Origin of the sequence: Nodosilinea sp. AN01ver1, from assembly GCF_050565655.1 — a bacterium.
In the GTDB taxonomy this organism is placed as follows: domain Bacteria; phylum Cyanobacteriota; class Cyanobacteriia; order Phormidesmidales; family Phormidesmidaceae; genus Nodosilinea.
In genome coordinates this window covers 154,967-168,643 of sequence record NZ_JBNXVS010000004.1, presented here as the reverse complement: position 1 = coordinate 168,643, position 13,677 = coordinate 154,967, and the positions used below count along the sequence as shown (strand labels likewise).

Here is a 13,677-nt window from a genome sequence, read left to right as displayed (position 1 = left end):
ATGTCTGTCGCATTTAGATAGATGGCCTTGCTTTAGGAAGTCAAGCCAGAGTTCTAGTTCTGCACAAAACTTTGAAGAAAATCTCTAATATTCACCATAAATTATTTAAAGAGAACAGTCAAGGTTCCTTGAGGCTAGGAATATTTTACAAAATTAGCATTAGCTACTAACATAGCAATCACATGGATTTTTCAGGGATTAGTGTTGAAAAAGTGAATAATCTTGCCAATGATGGCAAAATTACTAAAGTTTTAGCAGAAGAATTGATCAAGAAATCAGCGTACTGGTATGAACATCCTGCAGGATACCCTGTTAATGCACCAGGGCACGCTAAACACATTCGCAGTCCCGAGGCTTACTGGTCTGAAATCTTAGGTGAATCTCAAAGCAAGTGGCAAAGCTGGAGAATCGATTTCGGAGCCAACGTTTTTGAGATAAACAGGGCTGTTGATCGGTGCCAAAAACAAATTTTAGATGCAATTGAAACTGCTCAAGAAAAAGATTGGTTGGCTTTGGAAGAAAACCTTCACATCAAGGTTCGACAATCTGTTACAAACTTTGATGGCCATGAATATGATTTGTTTCCTGTCAACGTAGAAAATCATATGATTTTTGGTTCGAACTCAATATATGTAACTGCATTCGTTCGGCATTTAATCTCTGAGTCATTAGATTTTTCATCGATAGCAAGGCTGAAGTGCGGGAAGTGTGGCAGAACATTTTTGAATCGTCGTCAACTGAATTACCACCGAAGAATGATGCATAGAATACTTCTTTGAAGAGGGTATTTTTTCGGGATTCTATGTGAATTTAATTTACTCTCTGGAAAAGCGTGAGTTTTTAGGTCATTAGCGAGGTAGAAGTTGAACTCTTACCCAGCTACGAAAAGCCTTCACCAGTTCCAAATAATCTACCGTTTCGGCCTTTTGTAGAAAGCCAGCAACTTCAGTGATGGGCAAATTAGGGAAAAACTGGCTGGAGGCAACTGTTACATAATCCTGGTTTTGGAGCTGTTGAATAGATAGGGTAGTGCCGTTGTACACCCAAACTTCTAAAACCCCCAAGTCAGCATAGGTCGCTAACCGACCGCGAGACGCACTGGTGACATCAATTTCAACTACCAGGTCAGGGGGTGGATCGGTCACTGGTGACAGGCGCTTTTTACCGCGTACGGCGTCGATATTGTAGATATAAAAGCACTCGTCTGGTTCGGCCCCACTGAGTTCAGGATGCTTGAATGTGGTAGACCCCAGTGGCTCAATGCGAATGTCTAGCTCTTCGGCCAGGGTTTCGACAAAACGGCCCGCCAGCTTTTTGTAGCGCTCATGTTCTGGGGATGGGGCCATGATCTCCAAATTTCCCCGATTGTAGGTGAGGCGTAGGCGGCGATCGCGCAGCTCATCCAGCAGTCGCTCGTAAGTCTGCCAGCTAATCCCCGTCAGATGAATAATTTCGGTAGGCGGTGTGAGTATTGTCGCAGCCATTGAAACCTCAGCCGCAGAATTACCTCAATTCTATAGTCTCAGCCAGCGATCTAGCTTTCTTCAGGTTGCTCTCAGATGGTTCTCAGCCTGTGGTGACAGTCTAGGGCTCAAGCGCGTTTGCTTGCCTATGGCAATCGTCATAGGTTCATATCCTGACTAGAGTAGAGGTTGACTATGCGAATTCAATATCTGGGCGCTGTTGCGATCGCCTCCCTCCTAACCCTAGGTGCAGTAGCCTGTGGCACCACGACCACGACCAACCCCGATGCCCTCAGTCAGGAAGCCGTTGACCCCAGTGCTGCTGCGAATCCTTGCGCTGCTGCGAATCCTTGCGCGGCGGCAAACCCCTGCGCCGGAGCTAAAGCTGGGACGCAGCCCGAAGTCTATTCCTTTGAAGGACTGGCCATTCGCGGAGCCGATCCGGTGGCCTATTTTACGGAGGGCAAGGCCGTTAAGGGCTCCGCCGACTATGAGACTAGTTGGGGTGGTGCCACCTGGCGCTTTAGCAGCGCTGAAAACATGGCCGCCTTTGAGGCCGACCCGATCGCCTACGCGCCCCAGTACGGTGGCTACTGCGCCTGGGCCGTCAAGAGCGGCTACCTGGCTTCTGTCGATCCAGAGGCGTGGAAGATTGTGGACGGCAAGCTCTACCTCAACTACAGCGCTGGGGTGCAAAAGCAGTGGCAGGCCGATATTGCGGGCAACATTGCTCTGGGCGACCAAAACTGGCCCACAGTCCTCAGCAGCGACGAGTTTAGCGAGAGCGGCAAAAGCTGGTAGCTTAACCCATTGGGCCGGTCAAAATTACCTTGGCCAGGGCATTAATAACCGCCTCGGGGGGCTCTTGCTTGAGGTCGCAGTACCACTGCTGAGTGGCCTCCGGTACATGGCCGTAGATGGTGCTCGTGCGCTTGCGGGCCTTCAGCGCCAGATCGGCGGTGCGCTCTTTGCGGGCGGCTTCGTAGCGCTTGAGGGCATCGGCCACGCCAATATTGGTGGTGGTGAGGTAGCGGGTCAGCACTTCGGCATCTTCGATCGCCTGGCAGCCCCCCTGGCCCAGGGTGGGAGTCGTCGCGTGGGCCGAGTCGCCCAGCAGAGCAACCCGCCCCTTAACTAACCGTTCGAGGGGGTCAATATCGCCAATTTCCAGGCGGTTGGTTTGCTCGGGGTCAATGGCCTGAATCAGCTTTTGCACTTTATCGGGCCAGCCCTGAAAGATTTTGGCCAGTTCGTCCTGGCGGTGAGGAGGGGCTACCTGGGTGCCTTCTGCCATTGGCGCACCGAAGAAAAAGTAAAAGCGATCGCCCCCCACGGGCATCATCGAGGCGCGCTTGCTGTCGCCCACGTAGAGCACCCACAGATCTTTTTCGCACAGTTCGGGGTCAGCCTTGACCAGGCCATTCCAGTTGACGTAGCGGGCGTAGCGGCGATCGACGCCGTGCCCCACCACATCGGCTCGCACGGCGGAGTGAATGCCGTCGGCCCCAATCACCAGGTCGCCGCTGACGCGATCGCCGTTTTCAAAAATAGCGGTGGCGCTGTGCTCGTCTTGCTCCACGCCGACGCAGTTCATGCCCAGGTGGACGCACTCAGAGCCACAGGCGTCGAGCAGCATGGCCTGTAAATCGGTGCGCGACACCGGGTAAGGACGCTGCCCCACCCGCTCAAACAGGGGGCGCAGGTCAACGTAGCTGAGGCTTTCATCGGTGTGGCTGCGGTACTCCATGGCGTTCATTTCGCCGCCAATGGCCGCCAGCTGTTCGCCCAGGCCCAGATAGTTGAGCACCTTAACCCCGTTCGACCACAGCGAAATACCGGCTCCAGCCGGGCGCAGCTCCTGGGCGCGATCGTAGACCTCGACCTGGTACCCGGCTCGGCGCATGGCAATACCTGCGGTTAGGCCGCCAATTCCGGCTCCGATAATCACCACCTTCAGGTTGTACATGGGTCGCTCCTAGCTGTTGTGATGGGTGGGGTTGTGATGGGCGGGGCCGTCGCCTGGGGCGGCTCCCATGACTTGGGCGGCCCAGGGCTTGTCATCAATACTTTCACTATAGAGAAAAAGCTGTATACAGTGCACAGTCTGTGCAAACTGGTTAGCCGCTTTGCCTAAAGACGTCAACTCCTGGAGCCGGTTGAGCAGTATTTCTACTCGATCTTCAAATGTCTGCTAAATCGTTTACCAAGTCATTAATTCTAAAGCCTAGAAATGGCTGGATTTTTTGGGTGAGCAGAGAAAAGGTAACTGTCCAGATTTGGAAGACCATCATGTGGCATCGTTTCTCTGTAGTGCTCGCGGTTGTGACTGTCGGTGGCGTGTATGGCGTCGGTGGGTTTGGCCAACCCAGTCAGGCTGGTTTGACCCTTTTTACCTCAGGCGCTGAAGTTCCTGAAATGAGCGAAGATACCGTTGCTAAAACCTACGTGCAGCGCAACCGCCGGGGTACGGGCCGCCGAGGCAGACTCGGCTAAAGTTCGCTATCTTGGGCAGCCCGGAGCTTTTCGAGCTGGTATTGAGCGTCGTCAAAACAGCCCAGGCGGCTGACATCGAGGCAGGCGGTGGCTACGGTTTCTAAATCAGCGATCGCGCTTTCAATATCCCCCAGCTCCGCATGGAGCAATCCTCTGTCGTAGTAGGCAAAAGGATGGTCGGGATTGAGCTCGATGGTTTGGTTAAAGTCGGCCATGGCTCCGGCAAAATCGCCTAGGTCTTGACGCGTTAGGCCGCGATTGTAGTAAGGCTCCGGGTTGCTCGAATTAATTTGAATTGCGATCGTAAAATCTTGAATTGCCCCCTGAAAATCGTTCAAGCGCCGCCTGACCAACCCTCTATTTTCGTAGGCCAAACTGTTGTTGGGGCGCAGGTTGACGGCCTCGGTGCAGTCTTTGAGGGCGGCGGCGTTGTCGTCGAGGTTAGAGAGCGACAGGCAGCGGTTGAGGTAGGCCACGGCTTTACTCTCGGCGTCGCTGGCCAGGTTAATGGCGGCGGTGTAGTCTTGCACGGCCCCGGCTTCGTCGCCCAGCTCGGCTCGGGCTGTGCCCCGGTTGACGTAGGCATCGGTGTAGGCGTCCTGGCGCTGTAGCGCTTCGCCGTAGTCAGCGATCGCCCCCTGCAAATCGCCCAGCTGAAAGCGCAGGTTGCCCCGCTGATAGTAGGCCAAAGCCCGGTCGGGGTGGGCCTCAATGGCATTGGTCAAATCTTGCAGGGCCTGCTCTGACTGGCCATTTGCCCACAGCAGAGTAGATCGCTGGGCCAGGGCATCGCTATTGTTGGGCCTCAGCTCTAGCACCTGGTTAAGGTAGTTGAGCGAGTCGTTGTTCTGGCCCATTTGTTTGGCGGTTTCGGCCTGCTGCAATAGGGTATTCACGGTCATGGTTTGAGGAATGCGCAGCCACACAACGCCCCCGGCAAGCAGCAGCGCCAGAGCGGCCCCAGCTCCCAGCCACAGCGTCGGTTTAGGGGGCGGGTTGGGCAGCCAGCGCCGCCGATCGCCGGTCGGGGCAGCAAGGGGCGGTCGCGGCTGTTCGGGTTCCATGGCACCGTTCTCCTGGGGTAGGGGGCGGGGGGCAGGGGCCGCTGTCACGGGGGCTAAAACAGCCTCGGGGGCCGGCAGAGCGACCAAAATATCCTTAGCCTGATGAAACTGCGCCTCAGGCTGGGGCGACACCATGCGCAGCAAAATCTCTTTGAGGGCGTTGCTCAACAGCGAGCACTCGTCGAGCTGAAGCTTGACCTGGGCCAAAAAGTCGTCCTGACTCAGGCGCGGAATCGCCTCATTGGAGAGCCCCGTGGCCATCTGCACGGCGATCATGCCCAGGGCAAAGTGGTCGGCGGCAAAGCGCGTGTACTGCCGATGCTTGGCTTGGGGCACATAGGCCGACTCGGCACTGGGAATAACCGAGGTACCGTTGGTGGTTGGGGCAGGCTCAGGGGTGCCCGTATCTTGAATCAGGCCAAAATCGACCAGAATCAAATGGCCGCGATCGCGGTGGCGAATCAGGTTGTTGGGGTGCAGGTTTTGGTGGGCAATACCGTGGCGCTGAATGATGTCTAAAATGCTCAGGCTTTCCTTCAAAAAGCTCTGTACTTCGGCCTCAGATCGGGGTTTTTGCTCCGCCAGTTCCGTCAGCAGAGAATGGCCGGGCACGTAGTCGCGCACCCAGTAAAAATCCTGCCCTTCTTGAACGGTAGAAAGATTTTTCGCGATCGCATCATGTTCGCCCATGCGCTTGAGCAAACTGACCCGCTTAGCCAGCAAATCGTTGAGAAATTTAAGCGTAATGGTGTTGTGAGCAGGCAGCTGCAAATGCTTGACAATGCATTTGTTCTTAGCCAAGCTGCCATGATCGGTCATCAGGTAAGTCTTGGTATAAGCCTTAGTACTGACAACTCGAATGAACTGAAATCGTCCATCGATCAGTCTTTTCACAACCATTAGATTTTGCCGAGGTAAATGCACCGGGCGGGGTGATAAAAACAACCCTCAACCCAAGGTAGACGTTAATCTGCTGCTGTTAGCTGTTTACTTCAGAGCCTTAGACATAGCGGATCAAACCCCAGATTGGGGGCCAAGTAGCCGCTGCGGCTCCCTGTAGTTGTAGCGTCGATGTCAGGAACTCAGGAGCAGTGAAACCGTGGGTCGTTGGGATGAAACCCAAAGACCAGACCATTAAGATAAGGATGACGACCCATCAGCAGCAATACTACTATGTACTGTGTAATTTATGACGGTAACTGTAACCTTTGCGTCAGTCTAGTGCGGCTTTTGGAATCGCTCGACCGGGGCACTCAGTTTCAGTACGTGCCCATGCAAGATGAGCCCACTCTAGCCCGCTACAACATTACCGCCGCCGACGGCGAGGCCGGCATGATCTTGCTCGACCTGCAGGCTCCCGACCGCCGCTGGCAGGGTAGCGCTGCCGCTGAAGAAATTGGTCGTCTGCTGCCCCTAGGGGATGCTTTTGTGCAGGCCTACCGTGCGCTACCGGGGGTTAAGCAGGCAGGGGATCAGATCTATGCCTTTGTGCGCGACAACCGCTACGACCTGTTTGGCAAGCGCTCTAGCCGCTACGACTCAGGCTACCCCCTCTGCACCGATCAGCGCTGCGGACCTGTGGCTGAGAGCCCCTCATAATGGCCGTTCATCCTCCCCATGGATGTAAAACCCCGGCTCAGACCGAGGGTCTGCTGCCGGGGAAGAGAGGGTTGTCAGTCAATCGGCAACCAGCGCAAGAATCTCAAGAATCTACTGCGCCCAAGCTACCGTGTTTTCGTAAAAGGTCTTCACGGTTAAGACGTCGGGCCAGTTGGCATCGCCTTTAGCAATATTGCCAGGAATATCCTGCACCCACTGCTGCTGCACATCGGCGCTGTAGTTCAGGTAGAGCTTGCCATCGACAATCGTCCACACGCGGGGGTCGACCGAAGCTAGATTGCCCTCGCTCATCGCCTTGGCGCAGTAGCCGCCGTACTGAGGGGCATAGGCGACCGGATTGGCGGCAAACAACGCTCGGTTTTCAGCGCTGCTGAACTGCCAGGTGGCCCCATTCCAGGTGTACTGGTAGGCGGCATTGCCAGCTACGGCTGCGCCCTCTGTAAAGTAAGCCACCGGATCGGCTCCGCGAATGGCCAGATTGCTGGCCGACTCTGTATAAACCGCAGGGTGAGGCGGTTCCGTAGCCCGAACGACATCAGCCCCAGCACAGGGATTGGCGCTAGCACAAGGATTGGCGCTGGCGCACGGATTCGCGCTGGCACAAGGATTAGCGCTGGCACAAGGATTGGCGCTGGCGCACGGGTTCGCGCTGGCACAAGGATTGGCGCTGGCGCAGGGATTGGCGCTGGCGCAAGGATTGGCGCTGGCGCAGGGATTGGCACTCGCGCAGGGGTTCACCGCCTCAGCGGCTCCGGCACAGGGGGCCGCAAACACAGAACTCACGGCACTGGGCAGGGCCATAGCGCCAACGGTCAAAGCAGACGAGGCCAGCAGGGCCGCCAGGTATTGAATCTTCATAGCATCCTTGGGAGTACAGCAGCGTGACTGGCGTGGGTCTGGTGATTCCCTGAAAAAACGGCAAAAATGCCGCTAGACAGCGGAAACATCTCAGTACCAAACGTTGTCATCACTAAACTTGCTGCGGCTGAGGCCGTGGTGAGCGCATTCTGAGAAATCATTGAGAAAAGGGCGCGCGATCGCGTGTATCCACAGATGCAGAAGCGCTCCGTGGATGAGTACTTTAGAAAAAATAGGCAGTTCCACCTCACATTGGCCTGCTGCCGCCCCGTTCGCTCACCCAGAGGATTCCTGCTATGTCACTGCGATCGCAACTTGCCTTGGCCACCCTGAGCGTTCTTGCCACTGCTGCCCTCGCCGCTACCGCCGCCGATGCGCGGCCTGGGCAGGGGCAGGGGCGAGGGCAGCGTCCTCAGGTCAGTCAGCCCGTGGTGCAGGAGGTTGTGCCCCAGGTTGAGACTCCTCTCACCGTAGAGGCAACCGATGTCACCACCGAATCGCCTGAAGTCACCGTAGAAATCTTTGAAACGGTTGACCAGGGTAGCCTTCCCCTGCACGGCACCGCCGCCCAAACCCCCGCAGACAACTATCAAAACCTGCCTCCTGGTCTTCAGCGTCGGGTCAACAGCGGACGGGACCTGCCCCCCGGTCTGCAACACCAGATTGACAGCGGGCGAGATCTGCCCGCCGGGTTAAACCGGTAACCGACCAAAATCTCAGCTCCAGGGACCGGGTCTCCTGTGGAATGCCACCGCGCTGGTGGACTAGCCCAGAGACCCGGTCCTTTTTGCGTCAAACCTCTACTCAGGATTCACCCGCACGCGGGCAAACTTGAGACCGCTAACCCCCTGTAAAGGCTCTACCGCGCCCTGTTCTACGTGACTATCGACGATGCCTTCACGGTGCAGGTAGCGCAGGTAGCGCTCGTACTCGTGCCACTCTTCGCTGGTGGAGTAAACTACCGTCAGCATGCCGGGCTGGGTAATGCGATCGCCCTTTTCAGCATCGCAGGCTTTGTCAATGCGCTTTTTGACAATTTCGTAGCGGGTGTCGCGGGTGCCCCGCACATCAAACAGGCGCTCGGTGGTTTCGTCGTGCACAATATCCACGGTGTAGCCCTGCACCAGCACCAGGTGGGTGATGGTCATATCGGTGTCGTAGGCGGCCTTGAGGGCAAATCCCTGGCGGGCGCAGTCGCAGACGGCCCGCAGCTGCTCGTAGCGCAGCGACTTGAGCTGAAACTCCGTGAAGGTCGGGTCAATGGCTTGCCCCGCGTAGATCATGTGGTCAATGCCGTCGGTGGCCTCCAGGTCGCAGTAGTGAGCGGTAATCGCCTGCATCGACTGCTGCCACTGGTTCCAGGTGTCGCGCAGCAGTCCGTTGATGTGGCCAATGGTTTCGTCGTAGACGGCGCGGGCGGTGTAAACGCAGCCGTGGTCGGCGTCAATGGCGGCTTTGTAACGGGCGATCGCGGCTTCGGCCTCAGCACTGTGCTGGGCAAAGTAGGCAAAATGTACCTCCACTTCTGACTGCAGGTAGCGCAGCAGCGTCACCTCTGAGTCGACTGTAACCCCTACTTCCAGGGTGGCAATGTGATCGCCTAAATCGAGGGCCAGCTGCCCTACCAGGGCGTTGTTGACCGAGCGGCCAGCGGCTTCGACCACCGCCAGGGCCAGCTGAAACTGAGCCACTAAATCTTTTTGAATAGCCCGGTTGCGTTCGTCTGAGGAGCCGCGAATATCGGAGATGCCGTACAGCGGATAGACCCCCTCAAACACAATCGGGGCCGGGGGTAAACCCAGGCCCAGGCGCTCGGCCTCCTGCTCAAATCGCCAGCGTACCGAGGGATGGATGTTGGTAAAACGGTCTTGCACGCTGTGGCGCATGGCCGCCGTCAAAGCCGGAATCAGCGTCATAGCGCGGCTGCAATCGGCTTGGTTAAAGGCGTAGGGCCTGGGGCTAGTAATGCCCACCAGACCTACCATTTGAGCGGTGCTGTCGCCCAGCTGGGCCGTGCGCATGACCAGGGGAATGAGCAGCAGCGACCTGGCCCCCTGCTTGAGCAGATCTGCCTCACAGGACGTAGTGCAGTCGAGGCTGAGGTCGGGCACGTTGACCACCTCCCGGCGCTCAGTTGCCCGCAAAATGGCCGATCCCTGCAGGTCTGCTACGGCGTAGGTGGCGATCTGCCACTCGGGTTGGTCAAGCTGGGTAAACAGCTGCGCCTGATTGTTCTCGGCGCTGAGTAAAAAGCTGTCGGTGGCGCTAAACAGCTGCTTCATCAGCGTGTTGGCCTGGTCAAACCGGCGCGTGCCCAATACCGACTCGTGGCCTACCAGCAGTTGAATTAGGGCTTTGGAGGTCTCGCGCTCGGTAACGTCGATGCCCTCAATCAAAATCTGCCCACTGACGGTGTAGCTCTCTGGTTTGAGGGTCGCCAGCAGCTGCTTAAAGGCAGGTTCTTTGCTCAACAGCTGGGTGGCAATCTGCTCGCGGCTGGGGGGCTCAGCCCAGCAGGCGGCCAGGCTGGCTTTTAGCTCAGGGCTGATGGCTGTAATGCATAGGCCTTGCTCTGCGGTGCGCAGGCGCAGCTCAACCTGGCGGATCTGGCCCGTTTCGGAGTCGGGTAAGGCCACAACCAGCGGCTCGTGGAGCAGCCGCTGGGAGACTAAGCCGCTCTGCCCGTAGGCGTGCTGCAACAGGGCACTCAAAAAGTGTCGCCGAAACCGCTCTCGCAGGGCCTTTTGGTCAATCAGCGAAAGCCGGTCAAAAAAGCTGAGATCGAGGTGGCCGCCCTCGGTAGGGATGCCCGTCAGACGGCAAAAGTAACGGTTGGCAAACAGCACCGGGTGGGCGTGGGTTGGGGCGCTGATCTGCGTAGCCACATCGACCACGGCCATGACCAGATGGCTGTAGTGCTGAATCAGCTCTAGCCAGGGCAAGATTGGCTGAGCAACGGGTTGAGCAATATCTAGATCAGGGGTCTCACCCTCCTGGCAGCATTCGCTGCGATCGCTCAAAGTATAGGAGATATCGAGCAAGAGGCCTCCCTCAGGATCAGCTACCCGGTTAGTGTCGATGCAGCGAGACAGTTCGTTAGCCATAGTTGCTCTTGATGTGCCCTTCACTAAAGTCTTACAAAGCAACTTAGTCAAATTCCGCAGCAGCTCTACTATCTTTGCGAAATTCTAGGGATTTGCAGAGATCCGGTGAAAGATATCTCTACGGCGAAACTTCAATCTACTACCCACACAGCCTACCTACGGCTGATGTTTGTTTTTAATACCTATGGTACCCAATTGCGGTGGGTCATACCTGACCATGGGGGTTGCACTCCTGGTTGGGGCCTTCACCCTTTAGAATAGAACTTGCGCCCCCAGGACTATTCTCCCCGTTAAACCATGTTTGAAGCCCTTTCTGACCGCCTTGAGTCTGCCTGGAAAAGCCTGCGTGGCCAGGACAAGATTAGCGAGTCTAATATTGATAGCGCCCTGCGCGAGGTGCGCCGCGCCCTGCTAGAGGCCGATGTCAACCTCCAGGTGATTAAAGACTTTATCGCCCAGGTCAAAGAAAACGCCCTGGGCATTGAGGTGGTCAAGGGCGTGAGCCCCGACCAGCAGTTCATCAAAGTGGTCAACGACGAGCTGGTGCGGCTGATGGGCGACACCAACGCCCCTCTGGCCGATGCGCCCAACAAGCCCACCGTGGTGCTGATGGCGGGCCTGCAGGGTACGGGTAAAACCACTGCCACCGCCAAGCTGGCCCTGCACCTGCGCAAAGAAAACCGCAGCACCCTGCTGGTCGCCACCGACGTCTACCGCCCCGCCGCCGTCGATCAGCTGGTTACCCTCGGTAAGCAGATCGACGTGCCCGTCTTTGAGCTGGGTACCGACGCCAACCCCGTCGACATTGCCCGCCAGGGGATCGAAAAGGCCAAAGCCGACGGCGTGGATACGGTCATCGTGGATACAGCGGGTCGTCTGCAAATCGACCCCAAGATGATGGCCGAGCTGGCCGACATCAAGACCGCGATCGACCCTGACGAAGTGCTGCTGGTGGTCGATGCCATGACCGGCCAGGAGGCCGCGAACCTGACCCGCACCTTCCACGACCAAATTGGTATTACCGGGGCTATTCTGACCAAGATGGACGGTGACGCGCGGGGTGGGGCGGCCCTCTCGGTGCGGCAAATTTCGGGCCAACCGATCAAGTTTATCGGCGTGGGTGAAAAGGTAGAGGCGCTACAGCCCTTTTACCCCGAGCGCATGGCCTCCCGCATTTTGGGCATGGGCGACGTGCTCACCCTGGTTGAAAAGGCCCAGGAAGCGGTCGATATTGCCGACGCCGAAAAGCTGACCCAAAAAATTCTGGAAGCCGAATTTGACTTCGACGATTTTCTCAAGCAGATGCGCTTCATGAAGAGCATGGGCTCGCTCGGCGGCATCATGAAGCTGATCCCAGGCATGGGCAAGCAGATTACCGGCGACATGCTAGAGCAGGGCGAGGCCCAGCTCAAACGCTGCGAAGCCATGATCAACTCCATGACTACCCAGGAGCGCAAGCAGCCCAATTTGCTCTCTAGCTCCCCCAGCCGCCGTCGCCGCATTGCCAAAGGCTCGGGCCACCAGGAAAAAGACGTGGGTAAGCTGGTCAGCGACTTCACCAAGATGCGCACCATGATGCAGCAGATGGGGCGCGGCGGCGGCCTACCGGGTATGGGTGGCGGTATGCCCGGCATGGGCGGCGGCTTTCCGGGCATGGGCGGCGGTATGCCGGGGCTGCCGGGCATGGGCGGTGGGGCACAGCCCGGCTTTCGCGCCCCCAGCAACAAGAAGCAGAAAAGCCAGAAGAAAAAGAAGGGCTTTGGCCAGCTTTAGGCTGGGTTAGGCGGTCTGCGATCGCTGCCACAGATTCAACTCTGGCACATCCACACTGGGCGGCAGGCTCAATAAACAGTCTCGTACTCGCTATTGTCGGCGGTGTGGAGCTTCCAGTACTCTTCGGCAATGCGATCGCTGCTGTACTTCGGGTCATCGCCATTCACCGTGCCGCAGATAGTGACAGTACCCACCTTGATCGGCGAATCTTTCAGCGCGGTATGAAGGGTATTGGCCAGCACGCGAATTCCGGCTTTGCCGAGGGAGAGCGAGACGAAGTTGGGGTCGGGGTAGAGGGCAAACCCGCCGCCCGTGAACAGCAGCGTGCCCTTTTGCTGGGTCTGCATGGCGGGCAGAACGGCCTGCACGCAGGCGATCGCCCCAGCCACATTGGCGCGAAAGTCGCTCACCAGGGTTTCTGCCTCGGTTTGCAGCACGCTCTCCATACGGGGCACGGCGGCATTGTAGACCAGTACCTCTGGCGTACCGAGCTGGGTTTGAATGGCCTCAAACGCGGCTTTTAGGGCTGCCCCGTCGCCAGCATCCGCTAGAAAATAGTGGGAGGTAACGCCTTCTGATTGCAGGGTCGATTGGTAGCCTTTGAGCTTTTCTGCGTTGCGGGCGATCATCGCGATCGCAATGCCTTCACTGGCAAATTTGCGGGCGATTGCCATACCGTTTCCTTCGCCCATGCCGACGATGACACATAGTTTAGCCATAATTTTTGTCCTTATCTGTGGAGAGAGAATTAATGATTGGGGTAGAGCCACCAGGCCAGAAGTTTAGTTAGGCGGGGCATCACCACGTAGGTCATCAGCGTGGTGGTAATTAAGATCAAAACCAGCAGGCGAATCAGCGCAGGTAGTGGCACCAGCCAGGCGGCTGGAATCAGCGCTAAGACTTGATTGATGGCAAAAATCGCGGCCCCAGTAACCAGCACCATTTTGTAGCGAGCCGGAGGTTTTAGACCCGGTTTTCCAGGCAGGGTAAACCAGGTTTCTAGTCCGGTGATAATCGAAAACGTGCCTTGATTTGCGGTTAGCTCTTTGGCCTGGTTGAGATAGTTTTGGCGAGCGGTAGAATTTTCCCAGCGCTTTAAATGCTCCAGGCGATCGAACTTAAAGATAATGCGATACTCTGACGGGTTTTGCGGGCTGGGGCGAAAGATAGATGCGCCCAGATAACCTTCAAAAGTACTGGCAGTGCCGATAATTTGCTCTAGCAAAGCGTCAAACTGGGGCTCTTTCCCTGGCCTGACACTCTGCACTACGTCTACTGTTACGGGAGGGTCATTTTGCATGG

Annotated in this window: 13 protein-coding genes; 6 read left to right on the top strand and 7 right to left on the bottom strand. The window is 56.9% G+C overall.

The features are described from left to right. Positions 1-182 precede the first annotated feature (182 nt). The gene (locus tag ACQ4N7_RS06010) at positions 183-779 is read left to right on the top strand and encodes a hypothetical protein (protein ID WP_430710705.1); all 597 of its coding nucleotides are present in this window, start codon (positions 183-185) and stop codon (positions 777-779) included. A gap of 69 nt (positions 780-848) precedes the next feature. On the opposite strand, the gene ACQ4N7_RS06005 is transcribed toward ACQ4N7_RS06010, so the two are convergent. Then, entirely contained in the window at positions 849-1,484 is a 636-nt protein-coding gene (locus tag ACQ4N7_RS06005) for a Uma2 family endonuclease (RefSeq protein WP_430710704.1), read from the bottom strand. Positions 1,485-1,658: 174 nt separating this feature from the next. Here ACQ4N7_RS06005 and ACQ4N7_RS06000 point away from each other — a divergent pair, with 174 nt between their 5' ends. Continuing rightward, positions 1,659-2,264 carry a YHS domain-containing (seleno)protein gene (locus tag ACQ4N7_RS06000; protein WP_430710703.1) on the top strand — a complete coding sequence of 202 codons (606 nt, stop codon included), beginning with the start codon at positions 1,659-1,661 and terminating at the stop codon, positions 2,262-2,264. Between the two features lies 1 nt (position 2,265). Here the strand turns inward: ACQ4N7_RS06000 and hpxO are convergent, their stop codons facing one another. After that, positions 2,266-3,429 (bottom strand): FAD-dependent urate hydroxylase HpxO, encoded by a 1,164-nt coding sequence (gene hpxO / locus ACQ4N7_RS05995; protein WP_430710702.1) that lies wholly within the window; start codon positions 3,427-3,429, stop codon positions 2,266-2,268. Positions 3,430-3,752: 323 nt separating this feature from the next. Between hpxO and ACQ4N7_RS05990 the strand changes: the two genes are divergently transcribed. After that, a complete protein-coding gene (locus tag ACQ4N7_RS05990; RefSeq protein WP_430710701.1) occupies positions 3,753-3,956 on the top strand; it encodes a hypothetical protein in 204 nt (67 codons plus the stop codon). On the opposite strand, the gene ACQ4N7_RS05985 is transcribed toward ACQ4N7_RS05990, so the two are convergent. After that, positions 3,953-5,920 carry a tetratricopeptide repeat protein gene (locus ACQ4N7_RS05985; RefSeq protein ID WP_430710700.1) on the bottom strand — a complete coding sequence of 656 codons (1,968 nt, stop codon included), beginning with the start codon at positions 5,918-5,920 and terminating at the stop codon, positions 3,953-3,955. The genes ACQ4N7_RS05990 and ACQ4N7_RS05985 overlap by 4 nt on opposite strands. A 273-nt stretch (positions 5,921-6,193) precedes the next feature. On the opposite strand from ACQ4N7_RS05985, the gene ACQ4N7_RS05980 reads away from it, so the two are divergent. Next, entirely contained in the window at positions 6,194-6,619 is a 426-nt protein-coding gene (locus tag ACQ4N7_RS05980; RefSeq protein ID WP_430710699.1) for a thiol-disulfide oxidoreductase DCC family protein, read from the top strand. 111 nt (positions 6,620-6,730) lie between these two features. Here the strand turns inward: ACQ4N7_RS05980 and ACQ4N7_RS05975 are convergent, their stop codons facing one another. Then, positions 6,731-7,498, bottom strand: coding sequence for a YHS domain-containing (seleno)protein (locus tag ACQ4N7_RS05975; RefSeq protein ID WP_430710698.1), 768 nt, complete (start codon positions 7,496-7,498; stop codon positions 6,731-6,733). Positions 7,499-7,794: 296 nt separating this feature from the next. Here ACQ4N7_RS05975 and ACQ4N7_RS05970 point away from each other — a divergent pair, with 296 nt between their 5' ends. Then, positions 7,795-8,202 carry a hypothetical protein gene (locus tag ACQ4N7_RS05970; RefSeq protein WP_430710697.1) on the top strand — a complete coding sequence of 136 codons (408 nt, stop codon included), beginning with the start codon at positions 7,795-7,797 and terminating at the stop codon, positions 8,200-8,202. A 96-nt stretch (positions 8,203-8,298) separates the two neighbouring features. On the opposite strand, the gene ACQ4N7_RS05965 is transcribed toward ACQ4N7_RS05970, so the two are convergent. Continuing rightward, a complete protein-coding gene (locus tag ACQ4N7_RS05965; protein WP_430710696.1) occupies positions 8,299-10,602 on the bottom strand; it encodes a GAF domain-containing protein in 2,304 nt (767 codons plus the stop codon). Between the two features lie 297 nt (positions 10,603-10,899). On the opposite strand from ACQ4N7_RS05965, the gene ffh reads away from it, so the two are divergent. Beyond that, entirely contained in the window at positions 10,900-12,375 is a 1,476-nt protein-coding gene (gene ffh / locus ACQ4N7_RS05960; RefSeq protein ID WP_430710695.1) for a signal recognition particle protein, read from the top strand. A 68-nt stretch (positions 12,376-12,443) separates the two neighbouring features. Here the strand turns inward: ffh and ACQ4N7_RS05955 are convergent, their stop codons facing one another. Further along, positions 12,444-13,094, bottom strand: a complete 651-nt coding sequence (locus tag ACQ4N7_RS05955; RefSeq protein WP_430710693.1) for an SDR family NAD(P)-dependent oxidoreductase — start codon at positions 13,092-13,094, stop codon at positions 12,444-12,446. A 29-nt stretch (positions 13,095-13,123) separates the two neighbouring features. After that, positions 13,124-13,675 carry an antibiotic biosynthesis monooxygenase gene (locus ACQ4N7_RS05950; protein WP_430710692.1) on the bottom strand — a complete coding sequence of 184 codons (552 nt, stop codon included), beginning with the start codon at positions 13,673-13,675 and terminating at the stop codon, positions 13,124-13,126. Positions 13,676-13,677 lie beyond the last annotated feature (2 nt).

Excerpts from the sequence above, each read along its gene's own strand:
- ACQ4N7_RS06010 (WP_430710705.1), top strand. The coding sequence starts at position 183 with ATGGATTTTTCAGGGATTAGTGTTGAAAAAGTGAATAATCTTGCCAAT.
- ACQ4N7_RS06005 (WP_430710704.1), bottom strand. The coding sequence starts at position 1,484 with ATGGCTGCGACAATACTCACACCGCCTACCGAAATTATTCATCTGACG.
- ACQ4N7_RS06000 (WP_430710703.1), top strand. The coding sequence starts at position 1,659 with ATGCGAATTCAATATCTGGGCGCTGTTGCGATCGCCTCCCTCCTAACC.
- hpxO (WP_430710702.1), bottom strand. The coding sequence starts at position 3,429 with ATGTACAACCTGAAGGTGGTGATTATCGGAGCCGGAATTGGCGGCCTA.
- ACQ4N7_RS05990 (WP_430710701.1), top strand. The coding sequence starts at position 3,753 with ATGTGGCATCGTTTCTCTGTAGTGCTCGCGGTTGTGACTGTCGGTGGC.
- ACQ4N7_RS05985 (WP_430710700.1), bottom strand. The coding sequence starts at position 5,920 with ATGGTTGTGAAAAGACTGATCGATGGACGATTTCAGTTCATTCGAGTT.
- ACQ4N7_RS05980 (WP_430710699.1), top strand. The coding sequence starts at position 6,194 with ATGTACTGTGTAATTTATGACGGTAACTGTAACCTTTGCGTCAGTCTA.
- ACQ4N7_RS05975 (WP_430710698.1), bottom strand. The coding sequence starts at position 7,498 with ATGAAGATTCAATACCTGGCGGCCCTGCTGGCCTCGTCTGCTTTGACC.
- ACQ4N7_RS05970 (WP_430710697.1), top strand. The coding sequence starts at position 7,795 with ATGTCACTGCGATCGCAACTTGCCTTGGCCACCCTGAGCGTTCTTGCC.
- ACQ4N7_RS05965 (WP_430710696.1), bottom strand. The coding sequence starts at position 10,602 with ATGGCTAACGAACTGTCTCGCTGCATCGACACTAACCGGGTAGCTGAT.
- ffh (WP_430710695.1), top strand. The coding sequence starts at position 10,900 with ATGTTTGAAGCCCTTTCTGACCGCCTTGAGTCTGCCTGGAAAAGCCTG.
- ACQ4N7_RS05955 (WP_430710693.1), bottom strand. The coding sequence starts at position 13,094 with ATGGCTAAACTATGTGTCATCGTCGGCATGGGCGAAGGAAACGGTATG.
- ACQ4N7_RS05950 (WP_430710692.1), bottom strand. The coding sequence starts at position 13,675 with ATGCAAAATGACCCTCCCGTAACAGTAGACGTAGTGCAGAGTGTCAGG.